This is a genomic window from Micromonospora sp. R311, assembly GCF_056780015.1.
The window spans coordinates 1-17355 of the sequence record NZ_JBSWCE010000061.1; the positions used below are offsets into that span (position 1 = coordinate 1).

The following is a 17355-nucleotide window of genomic DNA, read 5'->3' on the forward strand; positions in this document are numbered from 1 at the left end:
CCGACGACGCGGTGCTCGCCGGCCGGACGGATATCGGCGACCTCGCGGCGCTGGTCGCGTACGCCCGGCTGGTGGTCTGCGGGGACACCGGCATCGGGCATCTCGCCACCGCCTACGGCACTCCCTCGGTCCTGCTGTTCGGCCCGGTGCCGCCGTCCCGGTGGGGGCCGCCGCCGGACCGGCCCTGGCACCAGGCGCTCTGGGCGGGGCCGGTCGGGCGGGCGGCGGCGGGCGATGACGCACCGCACCCGGCGCTGGCGGCGCTCGACGTGCCGCAGGTCCTCGCCGCGGTGGACCGGGTGCAGCGGCATCGGCCGGCCCTGGTGTCCGCACCGTAGGAGCGTCCGCGAGCCGGTGCGACCCGCACGCCGGTCGTGACCGACCCACTAGCTACCGGCAGGTAACCTGAGCCGGTGAACGCGACGGTGGAGTACGCGCAGGAGTTCGTCGAGGTCGACGGCGCTCGGCTGGGGGTGCAGGTCTACCCGGAGCCGGAGGGCGAGGCGCAGGCGCCGGTGGTGGTGATCTGGCCGGCGATGGGGGTGCGGGCCCGCTACTACCGGCCGTTCGCCGCCGCACTGCGCACCGCCGGCCTGGCGGTGGTGGTGGCCGACCTGCGCGGCACCGGGGAGAGCACCCCCCGGCCCAGCCGCGCCTGCCGCTACGGCTACCCGGAACTCGCCGCCGACGTGGGCGCCGTGCTGGCGGCGCTCAAGCCGCGGCTGGACGGCCGGCGGACGGTGCTGCTCGGGCACTCCCTCGGCGGGCAGGCCGCCCTGCTGCACCTCGCCGTGCACGGCGCGGACGCCGTCGACGGTCTGGCCCTGGTCGCCGTCGGCATCCCCTACTGGCGGAGCTATCCGGGACTGCGGCGGTTCGGCGTGCTGCCGTACACCCAGGGGATCGCTGCGGCGGCCCGGCTGCTCGGCGTCTGGCCGGGGTGGGGCTTCGGCGGGCGGCAGGCGCGCGGGGTGATCCGGGACTGGGCGCACACCGCGCGGACCGGCCGCTTCCCGCGGCTGGACGGGGTGGACGCCGAGGCGGCGGTCCGTGCCGTACGCACCCCGGTGCTCGCGGTCAGCGTGGACGACGACCAGTACACCCCGCACGCGACGATGGACCAGCTCTGCGCGAAGCTCGTCGCCGCGCCGGTGGTGCGCGAGCGCTACACCGTGGCCGAGGCCGGCGCCCCGCTCGACCACTTCACCTGGGTCCGCGCCGCCACCCCGCTGGCCGCCCGGGTGGCCGCGTTCGCCGCCGGCCTGCCGGCGCGCTGACCCGTCCGCCCGGCCTGCCATTCCGCGCCCGGCGTGCTGACCCGCGCGCCGGGGACCGGCCCGCCGCCCGGATCGGCGCGGCGCTCGGGCGGCGCGCCACTCCGGGTGCCCGGTGGTCACTCCTCCTGGTCGACCGGCACCATCTTGCCGTCGCGCTCCACCCGGGTCTCGCCGTGCTCGGGCGGCGGTGGGACCTGCGCCGTGGTCTTGCGCGGATCGTTGTCCGGATGCATCAGGACGGCGTCGGTCTTCGCGGTCTTCTCTCGGCTCTCGTCCGGCTGCGACATCCAACTCCCCTTCCTCGGGACCTCCCTGCCGAACTACCCGCCGCCGGCCGCACGACTCCTCCGCGGCTCGCCCGGCGGCGCGGAAGGGCCGTCGGCGGCCCGGTCGTGCCGGCGACTCCCCGATGTCCGCCCGGCCCCACTTCCGGGGCGTCCCGCCTGGTGACGCTCGGGATTAGCGGGCCGGGCGGTGGGTAAGCCGCAGCGCCCGACACGGCGGAAGGGGATCAGATGTCCGAACGGCACACCGCACTGCGCTCGATGCACGATCTGGGCTTGGCGGCCTGGTTCGGGGGCTCCCTGATGGGAGCGTTCGGCGTCAACGGCGGAGCGGCACAGATCAGTGACTCGACCCAGCGGCTTCCGGTGGCCTCGGCGGGCTGGTCCCGGTGGACCCCGGTCAACGCCGCGGCGATCGGCGCCCACCTCGCCGGCGCGGTCGGCGAACTGGTGACGGAGAGCCCCCGGGTGATGGCCCAGACGGGGGTCGGCCGGGCCAGCACGCTCAAGACCGCGCTGACGGTCAGCGCCCTCGCGGTCACCGGTTACAGCCGGTTGCTCGGTATGAAACTGGAGAAGGCCGGCGGCCCGCCGGTGGACGGGATCACCGAGCCGAACCACCAGACGCCCTCGAACGTCGCGTCCACGCAGCGCCAGATGAAGGCGCTCCAGTGGGCGGTACCGGCGCTGACCGGCGCGCTGATCGTGGTCACCGCCTACATGAGCGAGCAGCAGAAGCCCGGCGAGATGTTCCGCGGGATGCTGAACCGGGTTTCGACGCTGGGCTCACCCGGCGGGATCGGCAAGATGGCGGCGATGGGCGCGTTGGGGAAGCGGGTGACGATGTCCCGCCGCTGAGGCCGGCGACGAGCGCACGGCGTCCCGCCGACTCCTCGGCGGCGGGACGCCGGCCGCCGTGCCCGGACGCCGTTCCGCGCCCGGCCGACCATCCGGCTCGGGGGCATGACCGGGGCCGGGACGGGCAATCCGCGCCGGTAGCGGCGGACCGACCAGCGAGGTGAGCATGGCACCAGCAGACGGACGGGGCGGCGACGGGCGGGACACCTCCACCCCGTGGAAGACCACCGACGGCTTCGACGCCGACCCGCCCTGGGGCGCCGGCGAGCACGACCCGATGGACGAGGGCAGCGAGGAGACCGCCGTACCGGAGGGCCGCCGTGGGGAACGCCGCGCGGGCCAGCCGGCCGGACCGTCCGGGAGGCGCGGCCGGCACGGGTTCGGTCCGGTCGAGCCGACCAGGACGGCCGAGGCGGGGCCGGGCGCGCCGCCGGATCCGGCGCCGGCACGCCGCCCCTTCCCCGACGACGCGGACATCGGGGAACGGACCGAGGACGCGTTCCGGACCCGGGGCCGGCGCCACTCGTAGCGCCGGCGGTGACCTGGTCCGCCACGGCGGGTGGCACGGCGCGATCCCCGAGCCGGTACGCGGCACGCTGTTCGGCGAGGGCGCCGTACACACCCTCGACGGTGACGCGCACCGGGCCCGCAAGGCGCTGTTCCTGGCGCTGCCCACCGGGCACCGCTGCCGACCCGCCCTCGGGGCGGGTTGGTGATCGAGCGCCCGCCGCGGGCTGACCCGCCGGGCCCGGCGTGACGGCGGCGGACGGGCGACCCGCCGTGGCGCGGCGTCCGTCCGCGCCCGAGTCAGGAACCGGTGCCGTCCTCACCGGCAACCGTGGTGGACGGCGGCTCCGCGACCGGTTGCCCGGTCTCGTCCACCAGGCCGGGCGCCATGCTGCCCCCGTGCGCCTCCTGCGCCTCCCGGGTCCGGCGGGCCGCCGCGTCGTCCGGCACCGCGGGCGTCCGGTCGGCGGACCGGTCCTGTTGCTGGCTCATCGTGTGCTGTCCCCTCCGTCGGTCCTCGCCCCGGCCGGTACCCGGCCGACCCGCCGGGAAACCCGCCACCGGACCCGGCGCCCCGACCGGCAGGCGCGGGCGCCGGCCGTCAGCCGGTCGAGGCGGCGCGGACCGCCCGGTCGCCGGCCGGTGCGACGTCGAGCAACTCGGCCAGCCGGGCGGCGTCCCGCTGCGCCTGGTCGCCGCAGCAGTTGTTGAACAGCACGTGCAGCTCGTCGCTCTGCCCGGCGAGCTCGACCAGCAACTCCGCCCACCGGCGCAGTTCCTCCTCGCCGTAGGCGTAGCGGAACTTCTCCTGCTTGTCGCCGCCGGCCCAGTCGGTGCTGTGACCGTGGAACCGGACGACCGCGAGGTCGGCCGTGGCGAACAGGATCGGCGGCACCGACGACGGGTGCCCCTGTGGCATGTCGACGCAGACGAAGGTGAGGCCGAGTTCCCGCAGGAAGGTCAGGGTGTCCGGCGCGGCCGTACCGTCGAACCAGGACCCGTGCCGCAGCTCCACGGCCACCCGCCACGGCCGGCACCGCTCGGCCAGTTCGGCGATGCGTCGCCGGGCGGCCGCGCCGCGGGCGAGCCACGGTGGGAACTGCAGCAGCACCGCGCCGAGCCGGTCGGCCGCCGCGAGCGGCTCCAGCGCCGCGTGGAACCGGGCCCACAGCTCGTCGTACGCGGCCGGCGGCAGGTCGCGCCGGCGGATCCGGGCCGGCCCGCCGGCCGGGCGCAGCTCCCGGGGCAGCGCCGCGACCGGAGTGGGGTGCCCGGTGAAGAGGCTGAACGCCTTGACGTCGAAGGTGAAGCCGTCCGGCGTCGCGTCCACCCAACCCTGGGTGGTCTCCGGCACCGGCACCGCGTAGTACGAGGTGTCCACCTCGACCAGCGGGAACCGGCCGGCGTACCAGCCGAGCCGGCCGGCCGGGGTGTTGGCCGCCCGCGGATACCACCCGGAGCGGAGCAGCATCCGGTCCGCCCAGCCCGACGTACCCACCTTAATCACACCCATGTAGTTCAGTGCACCGCCGATCGGGCGGATCGGCAACCGGAGCAGCGGCCGGACCGAGGTTGTCGGTGCTCCGGCCTATCCTGAGCCCGCCACGACGTCGGGTGAAGGGTGACACCGAATGACCATCTCCGAGCAGGTGACGACCGGCGAGCGGGCCGATCTGCTGCAGGCGCTGCGCCGGCACCGCGGGTTCCTCCGGCAGACCGTCGACGCGCTCACCGACGAGCAGGCGGCCCGGCGCACCACGGTCAGCGAGCTCTGCCTGGGCGGGCTGATCAAGCACGTGTCGGGCACCGAGCACCGGTGGATGCGGTTCGCGGTCGGCGGCGCCGAGGCGATGGAGAGCGAGCCGGTGGACTGGGCCGGCCAGTTCCGGATGACCGAGGGCGACACCCTGGCCGCCCTGCTCGACGACTACGCGCGGGTCGCCGACCGGACGGACGAGCTGATCGCCACGCTCGACCTGGACGCCGCGCACCCGCTGCCGCAGGCGCCGTGGTTCGAGCCGGGCGCGAGCTGGTCGGTGCGGCGGGTCCTGCTCCACCTGATCGCCGAGACGTCCCAGCACGCCGGGCACGCCGACATCCTCCGCGAGGCGATCGACGGCGCGAAGACCATGGGCTGACGCCGCGCGCCGGGCACGACGGCCGGGCGCCGCCGCGACGCCCGCTCGCGCGCCCACGGTGGCCCGGCCGCCCCGCGCGGGACGGTGGTGCCCTCGCTTGTCCGACGTCACACGGCATCCGATGTGACAACACGGATGCCGGTGGCGCTGAGGGACACGAGATGAACGCACACCGGATGGACCAGGAGACCGTCGAGCGCCTGCTCGATGGTCCCGTCGTTGACCCGCAGGGCGGCCCCCGGCCGCTGGTTCTGCTCCTGACGGCGGTCCGCGCCGCACCCCACGCCGGTGAGCTGGCCGGCGAGGGCGCGGCGGTGCACGCGTACCGGCGGGCGCTGGCCGGGGCACCGGTCGACCTGCCGAGCCTGCCCCGGCAGCGGTTCACCCTCACCGCCTTCGGCGTGCGGGCGCTGGTGGCCGGCATCGCCCTCGCCGCCACCGGCGGCGCGGCCGTCGCCGCCGCCACCGGCGCCCTGCCGAACCCGTTGCGCGCCCCGGCACCGGCGAGTGCGCCACCGGCACCCCTGCCGACTCCGTCCGGCCCGCCCGCCGCGGGTCCCGGCGCCTCGTCGGCGCCCTCGCCCGGGGTGGGCGACGGCCACCCCGGCCCGTCCGCCTCGGTGGTCAGCCTGTGCCGGGCCTACCGCGCCGAGGCGACCGACAACCCGGGCCGCGCGCTGGACAATCCGGCCTTCGGCCCCCTGGTCGGCGCGGCGGGCGGCAAGGACCGGGTGGCCGGCTACTGCGACCGGGCACTGGCGGACCCACCGGGTCGGTCCAGGGCGCCCGGCGCGCCGGCCGACCAGCCCGGCACCCCGGCCGGCGCGCCCGGCACCCCGACCGACCCGCCCGCCGCCGAGCCGAGCGCCCGGCCGACCGAGCGGCCCGCGCCACCCTCGCCCGCGGACGGACGGCCCGCCGTGACCGGCGACGACCGCCCCTCCTCCGACGGCCAGGATCGCGGCCTGCCGACGGCGCACGCCACGAGGTGACCGGGCGGCGACCCGCCGGCTGATCGAGGCCGTCGCCGGCCGCGGACGGGGTCAGCGCAGCCGGGGCCGGCCGGGCCTGACCCGGTCCCGCCCGTACGCGTCGGCGTGGCCCCACCGCCCCGGTACGTCCAACAGCTCGATCCGCCCGAATCCCTTCGGCAGCGCGGGGCTGACCAGCAGGTTGTCTTCACACGGCCGCAGCCCGAGCATGGTGGCGAGCAGCATCAGCACCGCTCCCGAGGACCATGACTGGGGTCGCCCGGCGCTCGGCAGCTGGACCGGATACTTGGTCTGCTCGCGCGGATAGCCGGCAATCACCTCCGGCACCGCGCCCCCGAGGGTCGTCGCCACCTCGAAGATCCCGGCGGTGATCCGGGCGGCCTGCGCGTCGCACCCGTAGCGGCGCAGCCCCGCGGCGATCAGCGCGTTGTCCGACGGCCAGACCGCGCCGACGTGCGACCCGACCGGGTTGTACGGGCGCTGCCCGGCGGCCAGGGTGCGCACCCCCCATCCGGAGAACATCTCGGGGCCGAGCAGGTGGTCGGCGACCGCACCGACGTGCTCGTCGTCGACGATCCCGCTCCACAGCAGATGGCCCATGTTCGACGAGAGCGCGTCGACCGGCGCGCCGTCCGGCCCCAGCGCCAGCGCGTAGTACCCGCGGTCCGGCAGCCAGAAGTCCCGGTTGAACCGCCGCCTGAGCTCCGCCGCCTGCCGCTCCAGCCGGTCGGCGTACTCCGGGTCGTCCCAGAATTCGCGGGCCAACCGGGCCCCGCGCCGCTTGGCGTCGTAGACGTAGCCCTGCAGCTCGCAGGTCGCCCGGGGCAGTTCGGGCAGCCGTCCGTTCCGGTCCACGATCGCCTCCGGCGAGTCCTTCCAGCACTGGTTCACGGTGCCGGAACGCGGATTGCGGGTCTGGTAGCGCAGGTAGCCGTCACCGGTCAGGTCGCCGTACTCGTCGATCCAGTCGAGCGCCATCCGCGCCGGGTGCCGCAACCGCCGCACCAGCTCCGCGTCACCGGACCAGCGCTCGTACTCGTCGAGCAGGATCACGAAGAGCGGGGTCGTGTCCGCCGCCCCGTAGTAGAGCGCGGTCGGCTGGTCTCCGAACGCGGCGGCCTCGCCGTAGCGCAGCTCGACCAGGATCTTGCCCGGCTCCTCGTCGTGTTCGTCGTCGAGCTGCCCGCCCTGCAGCATCGTGAGCATCCGCAGCATCGCCGGGGTCAGCTCCGGGACGAACGGCAGGGTCTGCAGGCAGGTGATGATGCCGTCCCGCCCGTAGAGCGACATCGCCCACGGCAGGCCGCCGACCGGAATCCGTTCGGTCATGGACAGCGGTTCGTAGCGCAGCGCGGCCAGGTCGGTGAGGCTGCGCTGGTACAGCGCCGGCAGGGTGTCGTGCTCGGCGATCAGTTGCGGTGCCCGGTCCAGCCAGTGCTGGAGATCGTCGCGCATGCTGCGGCGCACGTGCTGCCGGTGGGTGGTGAGGTCCGCGCGCATGTCGCGTCCGGCCTCACCCCGGAAGGTCATGGCGACGGTCAGGTCGATGTCCCACTGCCCGTTCGGCTCCACCCGGATCCGGAACGTCATCCCGCGCTGGTCCACGTCGACCGGCCTGCTGCTGGAGACGACGGTCTCCCGGCCGAACGCGTCCCGCTCGTACTGCAGCCGCAGCAGGCCGCGGTCCGGGTCGGGGATGACCGTCACGGCGCGGTGTCGCGGATCGCCCATGTCGGCGATGTCGGCGAAGTCGTTGCCGACCTCCATCCGCACGGTCAGCTCGGCCGGCTGGGTGCCGTGGTTGAGCACCGTGACCCGCTCGTTGAAGCTCTCGTCCAGGGAGCGGTGCCGGATGACCGAGACATCGGCGTCGACGTAGTGGCTGGCGGTGCCGGGCACCAGGACGAAGCGGGTCTCGAAGTAGGCGATGTCGTCGCGGGAGAGCGGGTGCAGTCGCTCGCCGTCCACGGTGAGCACCCAGTGGGACATGAACCGGGTGTCGAACGAGAAGAGCCCCACCGGGTCGCAGGGGTCGGCCTCGAAGTCCCCCTGGACGTCGCTGATCGCGAACACGTTGCCGGAGAAGACCTGCAGCCGTTCCTGCCTCATCGCCGCCGGCTCCACCCGGCCGCGACCTCCCGGGGGTGTCGCGCCCCCGGTGGCCCGGGAAAGATCCGTCGCAGCAGCATGAAGAGTCGAAGATCGCCCTGCGCGGTCACCTCGTTGCGGATCAGCGCCGCCGCGGGATGGATCTGCCCCGCGGCCAGCCGGTCGAACACCTCCCGGTCGGCGCGGACCACCAGCTCCGCGTCGTCCGACGAGCGGGACACGTGGACGTGCTGGTCGGCGACGGTGAGGTACCAGTGCTCGGTGTAGCCGTCCTCCCGGGCGTCGAGCCGCACCGTCCCGCCGACGGAGTCGGGCAGGTCCGGCCGGCGGCCCGGGCCCAGCTGCCGCAGCTGCTCCCCCACGGACGTGGTCATCGGCTCCTCCCCTTCCGCTGGCAGGCTCAGGCTCACATCTGCCGGGGTGAGCCGTACTCACCCGGACGGGGTGATTCACCCCGTGCGGGGGCTGGGCGGCCGGGGTGCTCCGGGCGGCGAGGGTGAGCCGGCAGCACCCGGACGGTTCGCCCGGCCCGGCACGTCCACCGAGGCGCAGGCGTTCCACCTGCTCGCGCGCCACCCTGGGCCGCCTCGGCGCGGCTGGCCCGACGGCCGGCGCGGCCCCGAGCGGGTAAACCCCGCCCCGGCCCCCGTTTGCGCCGGCGGCCAGCGGGCAGACCCGGCGATGGACGGGCGCAGGGACGGACGGGGGGCGAGCCCATGCGGGCGTGGCGGTTGTCGGGCTGGAAATCGGAACCGGACCTGGTCGAGGTGGACGAGCCCACCCCCGGCCCGGGCCAGGTGGTGGTGAAGATCGGCGGCGCCGGCGCCTGCCACTCCGACCTGCACCTGATGCACGACTTCGAGCCCGGCGCGGTGCCCTGGAACCCGCCGTTCACCATCGGCCACGAAAACGCCGGCTGGGTGCACGCCCTGGGCGCCGGGGTGACCGGGCTGGAGGTCGGCCAGCCGGTGGCCGTCTACGGGCCGTGGGGGTGCGGCACCTGCGCCCGGTGCCGGGTCGGCGTCGACCCGTACTGCGAGAACACCGCCGCGGCGCCGGCGCCCGGCGGTGGTGGTGGCCTGGGCGCGGACGGCGGGATGGCCGACTACCAGCTGGTGCCGGCGGCCCGGCACGTCGTGCCGCTGCCCGCAGGGCTGGACCCGGTGCAGGCGGCGCCGCTGACCGACGCCGGTCTCACCCCCTACCACGCGATCCGGCGGTCCTGGCCGAAGCTCGTGCCGGGCAGCACCGCGGTGGTGCTCGGCGTCGGCGGGCTCGGGCACGTCGGCGTGCAGATCCTCAAGGCGACCACCGCCGCCCGGGTGATCGCCGTCGACACCCGGGACGCGGCGCTGCGACTGGCCGAGGAGTGTGGCGCCGATGAGACCCTGCGCTCCGGCGCGGGCACCGCCGACGAGATCCGCCGCGCCACCGGCGGCCGGGGCGCGGACGTGATCCTCGACTTCGTCGGCGCGGACGCCACCCTGGCGCTCGGTGCGGCCGCGGCACGCACCGTCGGCGACCTCACCATCGTCGGCATCGGCGGTGGCACCCTCCCGGTCGGCTTCTTCACCGTGCCGTACGAGGTGAGCATCCAGACCACCTACTGGGGCAGCCGGCCGGAACTCGTCGAGGTGCTCGACCTGGGCGCGCGGGGGCTGGTACGGCCGAAGTCGACGACCTTTCCGCTGGCGGAGGCGCTCACCGCGTACCGGCGGATGCGGGACGGCACGCTGGACGGGCGCGCGGTCATCGTGCCCTGACCGGCCCGGTGGTCAGCCCTTCTCGAGCAGCCCGCGCACGTAGGCCGCCTGGCCGACGTGCTGCAGGTCGTCGTTCGCCACGCTGACCAGCCGGACGCCGAGGGTCACCGGCGGGTCCCAGGACTCGTCGACCACCCGGTCCAGCTCCGCCGGGCGCAGCCCGGCCAGCAACGCCCGGGTCCGCGCGGCCACCGCCTCGTGGTAGTCCACCAGCGCCTGGGCGCTCTCCGGCCGGACCGCGGCGACCTGTTCGGGGGTGTGCGCGTAGCCGATGTCGTCGGGGTCGGGGGCGAGCCCGAAGCGCCCGGCCCAGTCGCCGGAGACCCAGAGCTGCTCCATGCCGAACGCGTCGGCGACGTGGTGGTCCTGGACCCGGGTCAGGTGCCAGACCAGCCAGCCGACCGGGTTCGCGCCCGGCCCGGGCGCGTGGCGCAACTGCCCGGGCGAGAGGCCGTCGACCGCCGCGCGGACGAGGGCGGGCAGCCGGTCGTACGTCTCGGTCAGCAGGTCGTTCACGTCCACCGGGCACCTCCTGGATCGCGGACACCGTCGGGTACCGCCGACGGGGGCGGTCAAACCCCCGGTCCTAAGGTGATCACGTGGTCGCGGCGCTGGAACTCTACCTGGACACCGACGCCACCCGGCGGATCCGGGTGCTCTGGGACGCGCTGGAGGCCGAGGGCGTGCAGAGCATGCGCTCGCTGCTGGAACAGCGCCACCGACCACACGTCTCGCTGGCCGTGGCGCCGCGCTTCGACCCGGACCGGGTGGCGGCCGCGCTCACCGGGACCGTGGTGGCCGCGCCGCTGCGGCTCTCCTTCCAGCACGCCGGGCAGTTCGTCGGCCGGGTGCTCTGGCTGGGTCCGACGCCCACCGCCGAGCTGCTCGACCACCACCGGCGGGTGCACGACCGGCTGACCGCGGCCGGGATCACGCTGGTCGAGCACTACCGGCCGGGCCGCTGGGTGCCGCACTGCACGCTCTCCATGCGGGTGCCGAACGCGCTGATGGCCGCCGCCGTCCGGCGCTGCCTGGAGGTGCTGCCGCTGGAGGCCACCGTGGTCGGCGCGGCCCTGACCGACCACGCCCGCGGCATCTCCCATCCACTGCCCTGAGCCGCCGCTCAGCCCGGGCGCCGCCGGCGCTCAGGCGGTGTCGGCCCGACCCAGCCGCCAGTACCCCATGAACGCCACCGCGCGACGGTCGAGTCCCCGCTCGGCGACCAGGTGGCGGCGCAGGGCGCGGATGACGCCCGCCTCGCCGGCCAGCCAGGCGTACAGCGGCACCGGGGCGGCCGGGGTGGGCACCTCCCAGAGGATGTCCCGGTCGACGTCCACGTCGGTGATCGCGTCGTCGGCGCCGGTTGCGGCACCGGTGCCGGCGAGCAGTGCACCCGCGGCCGCCGTGACGGCCGGGACGAGTCGGGCGCCGTGCCCGTCGGCGCCACGGGGCAGCCATTCGACCCCGACCCCGGGCGGCGCGGCGACCGGCAGCGCGTCGGCCGGTTCGGGCACCTCGAGCAGCACCCGCCCCCGGGCGTCGGCCGGCAGGCGTTCCAGGATGGCGCAGATCGCCGGCACGGCGGTCTCGTCGCCGGCCAGCAGCAGATGCCCGGTCGCCGGTGGCCGGAACTCCACCCCGCCGTGGTCACCCTGGTAGCCGGCGTCCGGGCCGAGGATGGCGAGTTCGTCTCCGGGCCGGGCCCGGCGGGCCCACCGGGTGGCCGGCCCGCCGTCGCCGTGCAGCACCAGGTCGACGTCCACCTCGTTCACCTCCGGGCGGACGGCCCGGACGGTGTAGGTGCGGATCGGGTTGCGCCGGTGCTCCGGCAGGGCCCGCCACCGGGCGTACCAGTCGGCGCCGCCGGGCAGTCGCACGCCGGCCTCCCCGGGCAGCGGCAGCGCCAGCTTGATCCGCTGGTCGTAACCGTTGTCGGCGAACCGGTCGAGGTCGGGGCCGGTGAAGGTGACCCGCAGGAACGACGGGCTGAGTCGGCGTACCGCGCGGACCTCGACGGTGAAGACGCGCCAGGGCGCGACGGGCAGGGCCTGGGTCATGGCGGTTAGGGTAGGCTAACCGAATATCGAGGTGGTCGGCGGCCCCCACCGTCACACCCAATCGGTGGACGCGAGGGCTACGGCCGGTCCGGCCGCCGGTCGGTCTCGACCACCATCGCCCGGATCCTGCGGAGCGTGGCGTCCGGGGCGAGGATCGCCTCGCGCCAGCGGTCCAGCCGGCCGCGCAGGTCCCAGACCGTCGCCCGCAGCCGCTGCACCTGCTCGCGCGAGTTCGCCAGCTGCGACCGGGCGACCAGCGCCTCCTCCTCCAGCTCGGTCACCCGGGTACGCAGCGGCTGCACCAGGGTGAGGGCGGCGTCGGTGAGGGTGTCGGCGGCGTCCGCCTTGAACTTCCCGCGCTGCACGACGACGGTGGCGATGACGGCGAGGCCGCCGGCGCCGCCCAGCACGCCGAGGACGGAGAGCAGGACCTGCAACCACTGCGGGGCGGCGGGGGTCGGCGCCGGACTGGTCACGTGCCACCCCCGGCGGGCAGCGGGTCGGCGCGGGTGAGCTGGCTCGCCCGGACCAGCCGCCGGAGGTCGAGCAGGATCTCGACGGAACGCCACGCCGATCCGACGGCCACCGCCGTGATGAACGACGCGGCGCCCACCGCCTGCCGGCCGGAGATCACCGCCAGCGCGACGGCGTACATGCCGGCCAGGGTGCCCAGCACCAGCACCGCCGCCAACTCGATGCCGAGGGCGGTGGAGAGCCGGCCCGGCCAGAGCACCCCGAGCAGGCCGGTGAGCCCCACGACGATCAGGCCGGACTCCCAGCCGGCCTGGAGCGGGGCGGGCATGGCCATCTCCACCGACGGCGGGCGGACGTCGAGGACGATCAGGAGCAGCCCGCAGACCGGGGCGGTCGCCAGGACGGCCATCTCGAAGGGTTGATGCCGCGAACGGATTCGGATGTTGGGCACGGCGGCTCCTCCAGCTGATGACCCACCACCGCCCCGGGGCGAGCACTCCGGACGGCGGCGGACCCGCGCCGACCGGCCGGCGGGACGACCCGCCATCCGACTCCCCGGAGGGCCCGCACCAGGTGGAGCCGGGCACCGCACCGACGCTGGCGACCACGAGTGACGACACGCCACCGTTGGCCGGTCGACCATCCAGTCGTACCACTTTCCCGGAACTTCCGTCCACCCGGGATCTGACACATTTCCGCAGGTCAAACAGAGGAGAACGGGGCACCGGCGGGCCCCGGGCAGGCTCCTGCGCAACCCGGCCGGCCGGTCCCCGTCACGGCGCCGGACGGTCGGGCCCGGGCAGGCCCGGGTCAGGAGAATCACTTCACCCGATAAAAACTTGCGTGCTGGTGGACACCTCCTGGCTGGGCTGGCGGTGGTGCTTCCTGATCGGCGTCCCGTTCACCCTGCTCTCCATCGTGCTGCTGCAGCGCACCCTGCACCTGCCGGTCGTCCGCCGGCAGGTCACCATCGACTGGCTCGGCGCGGTGCTCATCACCGCGGGCGTCAGCACGCTGCTGATCTGGTCGTCGCTGGCCGGGAACCAGTTCGCCTGGGCGTCCGGCTGGAGCGCGCTGATGGTCGGCGGCGGCGTCGTGCTGCTGGCGCTGGCCGTCCTCGTCGAGGCGCGGGCGGCCGATCCGATCGTCCCGCTGGGCATCTTCCGCAACCGCACCGTCTCGCTGGCCACCGTCGCCAGCGTGCTGGTCGGCGTCGCGATGTTCGGCGGCACCGTCTTCCTGTCCCAGTACTTCCAGATCTCGCTGGGCAAGTCGCCGACCGTCGCGGGCCTGATGAGCCTGCCGATGATCTTCGGTCTGCTGGTCTCCTCGACGGTCGCCGGGCAGCTCATCACGAAGTTCGGCCGGTGGAAGGCGTACCTGGTGGCCGGGGCGGCGGTGATGACCGTCGGGATGCTGCTGCTGGGCACCATCGACGCCGGCACCAGCGTGCTCGTGCTGTCGGTCTACATGGCCGTGCTGGGTGTCGGCGTCGGCATGCTCATGCAGAACCTGGTGCTCGCCGCGCAGAACGACGTGCCGGCGCACGAACTCGGGGCGGCCACCTCCGTGATCACCTTCTTCCGCAGCATGGGTGGCGCCATCGGGGTCAGCGCGCTGGGCGCGCTGCTGGCCAACCGGGTCACCTCGCTGATGACCGAGAAGCTCGGCCCGGCCGCGACCGGCGGAAGCGGCTCGGCCGAGGTGCCCGACCTGTCCACGCTGCCCGAGCCGGTGCTGCGCGTGGTGCAGGACGTCTACGGCATCGCCACCGCCGACCTGTTCCTGGTCGGCGCGCCGATCGCGCTGCTCGCGCTGGTCGTGATGCTGTTCATCAAGGAGAAGCCGCTGCACACGCTCAGCGGCGACGAACGGCGGGCGCAGGAGGAGGCGGCCGCCCGGGCGGCGGCGCACTGACCCGTACGGCGAACGGGGGGCGGGCCGGGCGGCCCGCCCCCGTCGATCACTGCCCCGCCGGGCGGATCGGGAAGTTGGTGTTGAACACGGCGTCCGGGTCGTAGACCCGCTTGACCTGCCGCAACCGGCTCAGCGTGGGCTCCGGGAAGGCGTCCAGCAGCCGCTCGGGGCGCGGGTCGGTCTCGAAGCTCAGGTAGAGGCCGTCGGCGTGCGGGTACACCCACGCGTCCCACGGTTCGTCGAGGGCGGCCCGCCGCACCCCGCCGCCGAACGCCACCGCGGAGAAGTTCTGGTGCCGGTGCGGGTACGCGGTGTCGGCGGCCGGCACGTCGTTGATCGCCCCGCCCACCGCCCGCAGTTGCAGGAAGTACGAGACGCCCTCGGTGACCAGCCGGGCGAGTCCGCCGGACACCTCCGGGGTCAGCCGGCTGAACAGCGCCGAGCGGGTGATCGGCCCCAGCCCGCCGGAGGCGTAGTGCGGCTGGGTGGGGAAGACGACGCCCGAGTAGGGCGTCAGCCGGGCCTCGTGGTCCAGCACCGGGGCGATGTCGGCCAGCCGTTGCAGCGCCGCGACCGCGGCGTCGGTGTCGTCGCTGGCGTAGACGGTCATCACCCGGGCGACCGCGGACGGCACCCCGCGGTTCGGGGACAGGATGATGAAGCTGGTCAGCTCGCGCGGCAAGGACTCCACCACCTGCCCCCAGCGCCGCAGCACGCCGGCGGTGTCCGAGGCGTCGAGCAGCATGACGGAGTGGACGACGTCACCCACCCGGTCGGCCTGAAGCTCCAGCGAGGTGACCGCGCCGACGTTGGCCCCGGCGCCGCGGACCGCCCAGAACAGGTCGGGATGCCGCTCCGCGTCGGCGCGGACGATCCGGCCGTCGGCCAGGACGATCTCGGCGGCCCGGACATGGTCGATGGTCAGCCCGTGCAGGCGGCCCATGAAGCCGACGCCGCCGGTGGTGGCCAGGCCGCCGACCCCGACGCCGCCGTAGTCGCCGGAGCTGATCGCCAGGCCGTGCGGGACGAGCTTCTCGGCGACCTGGCCCCAGCGGGCGCCGGCACCCAGCCGGACCCGTCCGGTGCGCTCGTCGAGCACCTCGACGCCGTTGAGGGCGCCCAGGTCGACCACGATGCCGCCGTCGTTGGTGGAGCGCCCGCTGATGCCGTGGCCGCCGGAGCGGACAGCCATCGGCACGTCCTGCTTGCGGGCGAAGGCGATCGCCTCGGCGACCTCCTCGGCGCTGCCCGGTCGCAGCACCAGGCCGGGCCGCCCGGCGCGCAGGTAGCCGGAGCGGACCGCCTCGTACTCCCGGTCGCCCGGCTCCACGGCCCGGGCGGCCAGCGCGGCCGGGACGTCCTCGTAGGAGATGCCGGTCCGGCGGGCCGCCAGCGCGGCGCTGCCCCGACGCCGGGCGACCGGGGCGGTGCCGGCGGACGCCCGCTCCACCGCGACCAGTTCCCGCAGCGCCGGGGCGACCTCCTGGCCGAAGGTCTGGATGGCGCGCGGGTCGTCGGTCATCAGGACGAAGGTGCCGATCCCCTGCTCCAGCGCGTACGGGGCGAGCTGCTCGACCCACTGCGCGGGCGGGCCCTGCAGGAAGCCCCGGCCCTGCGGGGTGAACGCGCCGCCGATGTTGAGCACCCGACGGATCTCGCCGGGGTGCCGGCCGGCCCGGGTGGCCGCCTCGTCGATCACGGCGTTGCCGTCGGTGAGGCCGCTGTCGCCGATGTACTGGAGGGTGACCGCCCAGCCGTCCGCGACCCGACCGGTCAACCGCAGCATCCGCGGCTTGAGCGCGCCCAGCCAGATCGGGATGTCGTGGGCCGGGGCGGGGCCGCGCTTGACGCCGGCGACCCGGTGGTACGCGCCGTCGACCGTCAGCGGGCTCCGGTCGGCCGCGTCCCACATCCCCCGGATGATCTCGACCCCCTCGGCCAGCGCCTGCACCGACTGCCCGGGGGTGAGCCGCCGGCCGCCCATGGCCTCGATGGCGTCCCAGAAGGCGCCCGCGCCCAGCCCGAGGGTGAACCGCCCGGCGGAGAGCCGGTCCAGGCTGGCGGCCGAACGGGCCAGCACCGCCGGCGGCCGCAGCGCGAGGTTGAGCACGTTGCCCGAGACCGTGATCCGCTCCGTGGCCGCCGCGACCCAGGTCAGCAGGGTCCAGGTGTCCAGGAACCCCGGCTGGTAGGGGTGGTCCTGGAAGGTCACCAGGTCCAGTCCGGCGGCCTCGCTGAGCTGGGCGAGCTGGACCGGCACCTGGGGGTTCTCGTTCTGGGGCGTGACGAACGTCCCGAACGTCAGGTCGTGCCCGTAGTCCGTCATCGGAATCCATTCCCGTTGCGCGTCATATCGTTTGCTCTACAGACGATACGCCAGTCAACTCGTTTTCCCAACCAATGAGATGTCGATTCAATCACTGGCTGGTAGCATCGCCGACATGACCGCAGCTGGCGTCCCCACCCCGGCCCACGGCGACTCCGAACCGGAGTTCGTCGGGGAGTTCGGCTGGGCGCTGATGACGCTGCTGCGGGAGTGGAGCGCCCGGGTGGAGGCGGCCGTCGGCGACCTGCCGTACGGCACCCGCGGCTACCAGGTGCTCGCGGCGGTGGTCCGGGACGAGCCGCCCAGCCAGGCCGCCCTGGCCACCCGGCTGGGCATCGACCGCAGCGTGATGACCTACCTCATCGACCGCTGCGTCGAGTCCGGCCTGGTCGAGCGCCAGCAGGATCCGGCCGACCGGCGCGCCCGCCGGATCGTCCCCACCGAGCAGGGGCGGCGCCGGCTCGACCAGCTGGACGCGCGGGTGCGCGAGGTCGAGACCGACCTGCTGGGCACCCTGCCCGAGGCGCAGCGCGAGTTGCTGCACCGGCTGCTGCGGCAGGCTGCCGACGGCGTCGCGCACGACCCCGACCGGTGCGCCGTCACGGCGGACGCCATGGGCGCGGTGCGCGACGGCACCGGATCGGCGGCCTGAC

The 17355-nt window shown here is 75.1% G+C and carries 20 protein-coding genes; 10 read left to right on the forward strand and 10 right to left on the reverse strand.

Annotation, left to right across the window (positions count from 1 at the left end):
* Both AC1WTP_RS32355 and AC1WTP_RS32360 read left to right on the forward strand, forming a co-directional pair.
* Positions 1 to 338: glycosyltransferase family 9 protein (locus tag AC1WTP_RS32355; RefSeq protein ID WP_481653027.1), on the forward strand; the 338-nt coding region annotated here is incomplete at its 5' end.
* A 75-nt stretch (positions 339 to 413) separates the two neighbouring features.
* Complete coding sequence (locus tag AC1WTP_RS32360) at positions 414 to 1277, forward strand: alpha/beta hydrolase family protein (RefSeq protein ID WP_481653028.1); 864 nt, start codon at positions 414 to 416, stop codon at positions 1275 to 1277.
* Between the two features lie 116 nt (positions 1278 to 1393).
* Here AC1WTP_RS32360 and AC1WTP_RS32365 read toward each other — a convergent pair whose 3' ends face one another.
* Entirely contained in the window at positions 1394 to 1564 is a 171-nt protein-coding gene (locus AC1WTP_RS32365) for a hypothetical protein (protein ID WP_481653029.1), read from the reverse strand.
* 228 nt (positions 1565 to 1792) lie between these two features.
* On the opposite strand from AC1WTP_RS32365, the gene AC1WTP_RS32370 reads away from it, so the two are divergent.
* Positions 1793 to 2419 (forward strand): hypothetical protein, encoded by a 627-nt coding sequence (locus AC1WTP_RS32370; RefSeq protein WP_481653030.1) that lies wholly within the window; start codon positions 1793 to 1795, stop codon positions 2417 to 2419.
* 166 nt (positions 2420 to 2585) lie between these two features.
* Positions 2586 to 2948 carry a hypothetical protein gene (locus tag AC1WTP_RS32375; RefSeq protein WP_481653031.1) on the forward strand — a complete coding sequence of 121 codons (363 nt, stop codon included), beginning with the start codon at positions 2586 to 2588 and terminating at the stop codon, positions 2946 to 2948.
* Positions 2949 to 3226: 278 nt separating this feature from the next.
* Here the strand turns inward: AC1WTP_RS32375 and AC1WTP_RS32380 are convergent, their stop codons facing one another.
* Together AC1WTP_RS32380 and AC1WTP_RS32385 are read right to left on the reverse strand one after the other, a co-directional pair.
* Positions 3227 to 3418 (reverse strand): hypothetical protein, encoded by a 192-nt coding sequence (locus AC1WTP_RS32380; RefSeq protein ID WP_481653032.1) that lies wholly within the window; start codon positions 3416 to 3418, stop codon positions 3227 to 3229.
* Positions 3419 to 3527: 109 nt separating this feature from the next.
* Positions 3528 to 4439 (reverse strand): DUF72 domain-containing protein, encoded by a 912-nt coding sequence (locus tag AC1WTP_RS32385; RefSeq protein WP_481653033.1) that lies wholly within the window; start codon positions 4437 to 4439, stop codon positions 3528 to 3530.
* Positions 4440 to 4557: 118 nt separating this feature from the next.
* Here AC1WTP_RS32385 and AC1WTP_RS32390 point away from each other — a divergent pair, with 118 nt between their 5' ends.
* Both AC1WTP_RS32390 and AC1WTP_RS32395 read left to right on the forward strand, forming a co-directional pair.
* The gene (locus AC1WTP_RS32390; RefSeq protein WP_481653034.1) at positions 4558 to 5064 is read left to right on the forward strand and encodes a DinB family protein; all 507 of its coding nucleotides are present in this window, start codon (positions 4558 to 4560) and stop codon (positions 5062 to 5064) included.
* 161 nt (positions 5065 to 5225) lie between these two features.
* Complete coding sequence (locus AC1WTP_RS32395; protein WP_481653035.1) at positions 5226 to 6056, forward strand: hypothetical protein; 831 nt, start codon at positions 5226 to 5228, stop codon at positions 6054 to 6056.
* 51 nt (positions 6057 to 6107) lie between these two features.
* Here the strand turns inward: AC1WTP_RS32395 and AC1WTP_RS32400 are convergent, their stop codons facing one another.
* Both AC1WTP_RS32400 and AC1WTP_RS32405 read right to left on the reverse strand, forming a co-directional pair.
* On the reverse strand, positions 6108 to 8165 hold the full coding sequence (locus tag AC1WTP_RS32400) for an amylo-alpha-1,6-glucosidase (protein WP_481653036.1): 2058 nt from the start codon (positions 8163 to 8165) through the stop codon (positions 6108 to 6110).
* Entirely contained in the window at positions 8162 to 8539 is a 378-nt protein-coding gene (locus AC1WTP_RS32405; RefSeq protein WP_481653037.1) for an SCP2 sterol-binding domain-containing protein, read from the reverse strand. Before AC1WTP_RS32405 ends, AC1WTP_RS32400 begins: the two co-directional genes overlap by 4 nt.
* Before the next feature lie 342 nt (positions 8540 to 8881).
* On the opposite strand from AC1WTP_RS32405, the gene AC1WTP_RS32410 reads away from it, so the two are divergent.
* Positions 8882 to 9928 (forward strand): NAD(P)-dependent alcohol dehydrogenase, encoded by a 1047-nt coding sequence (locus AC1WTP_RS32410; RefSeq protein ID WP_481653038.1) that lies wholly within the window; start codon positions 8882 to 8884, stop codon positions 9926 to 9928.
* A 12-nt stretch (positions 9929 to 9940) separates the two neighbouring features.
* Here the strand turns inward: AC1WTP_RS32410 and AC1WTP_RS32415 are convergent, their stop codons facing one another.
* Positions 9941 to 10450 (reverse strand): mycothiol transferase, encoded by a 510-nt coding sequence (locus AC1WTP_RS32415; RefSeq protein WP_481653039.1) that lies wholly within the window; start codon positions 10448 to 10450, stop codon positions 9941 to 9943.
* Between the two features lie 77 nt (positions 10451 to 10527).
* Here AC1WTP_RS32415 and AC1WTP_RS32420 point away from each other — a divergent pair, with 77 nt between their 5' ends.
* Entirely contained in the window at positions 10528 to 11043 is a 516-nt protein-coding gene (locus tag AC1WTP_RS32420) for a 2'-5' RNA ligase family protein (protein WP_481653040.1), read from the forward strand.
* Between the two features lie 30 nt (positions 11044 to 11073).
* Here the strand turns inward: AC1WTP_RS32420 and AC1WTP_RS32425 are convergent, their stop codons facing one another.
* The 3 genes from AC1WTP_RS32425 to AC1WTP_RS32435 form a co-directional block, all read right to left on the reverse strand.
* Positions 11074 to 11985 (reverse strand): siderophore-interacting protein, encoded by a 912-nt coding sequence (locus AC1WTP_RS32425; RefSeq protein WP_481653041.1) that lies wholly within the window; start codon positions 11983 to 11985, stop codon positions 11074 to 11076.
* 77 nt (positions 11986 to 12062) lie between these two features.
* Positions 12063 to 12413, reverse strand: coding sequence for a hypothetical protein (locus AC1WTP_RS32430; protein ID WP_481653053.1), 351 nt, complete (start codon positions 12411 to 12413; stop codon positions 12063 to 12065).
* A 44-nt stretch (positions 12414 to 12457) separates the two neighbouring features.
* Positions 12458 to 12910 carry a hypothetical protein gene (locus AC1WTP_RS32435; RefSeq protein WP_481653042.1) on the reverse strand — a complete coding sequence of 151 codons (453 nt, stop codon included), beginning with the start codon at positions 12908 to 12910 and terminating at the stop codon, positions 12458 to 12460.
* A 392-nt stretch (positions 12911 to 13302) separates the two neighbouring features.
* On the opposite strand from AC1WTP_RS32435, the gene AC1WTP_RS32440 reads away from it, so the two are divergent.
* Entirely contained in the window at positions 13303 to 14376 is a 1074-nt protein-coding gene (locus tag AC1WTP_RS32440) for an MFS transporter (protein ID WP_481653043.1), read from the forward strand.
* A 46-nt stretch (positions 14377 to 14422) separates the two neighbouring features.
* Here AC1WTP_RS32440 and AC1WTP_RS32445 read toward each other — a convergent pair whose 3' ends face one another.
* Positions 14423 to 16702, reverse strand: a complete 2280-nt coding sequence (locus AC1WTP_RS32445) for an LLM class flavin-dependent oxidoreductase (RefSeq protein ID WP_481653044.1) — start codon at positions 16700 to 16702, stop codon at positions 14423 to 14425.
* Positions 16703 to 16817: 115 nt separating this feature from the next.
* Here AC1WTP_RS32445 and AC1WTP_RS32450 point away from each other — a divergent pair, with 115 nt between their 5' ends.
* Positions 16818 to 17354, forward strand: a complete 537-nt coding sequence (locus AC1WTP_RS32450; RefSeq protein ID WP_481653045.1) for a MarR family winged helix-turn-helix transcriptional regulator — start codon at positions 16818 to 16820, stop codon at positions 17352 to 17354.
* Position 17355: the final 1 nt, after the last annotated feature.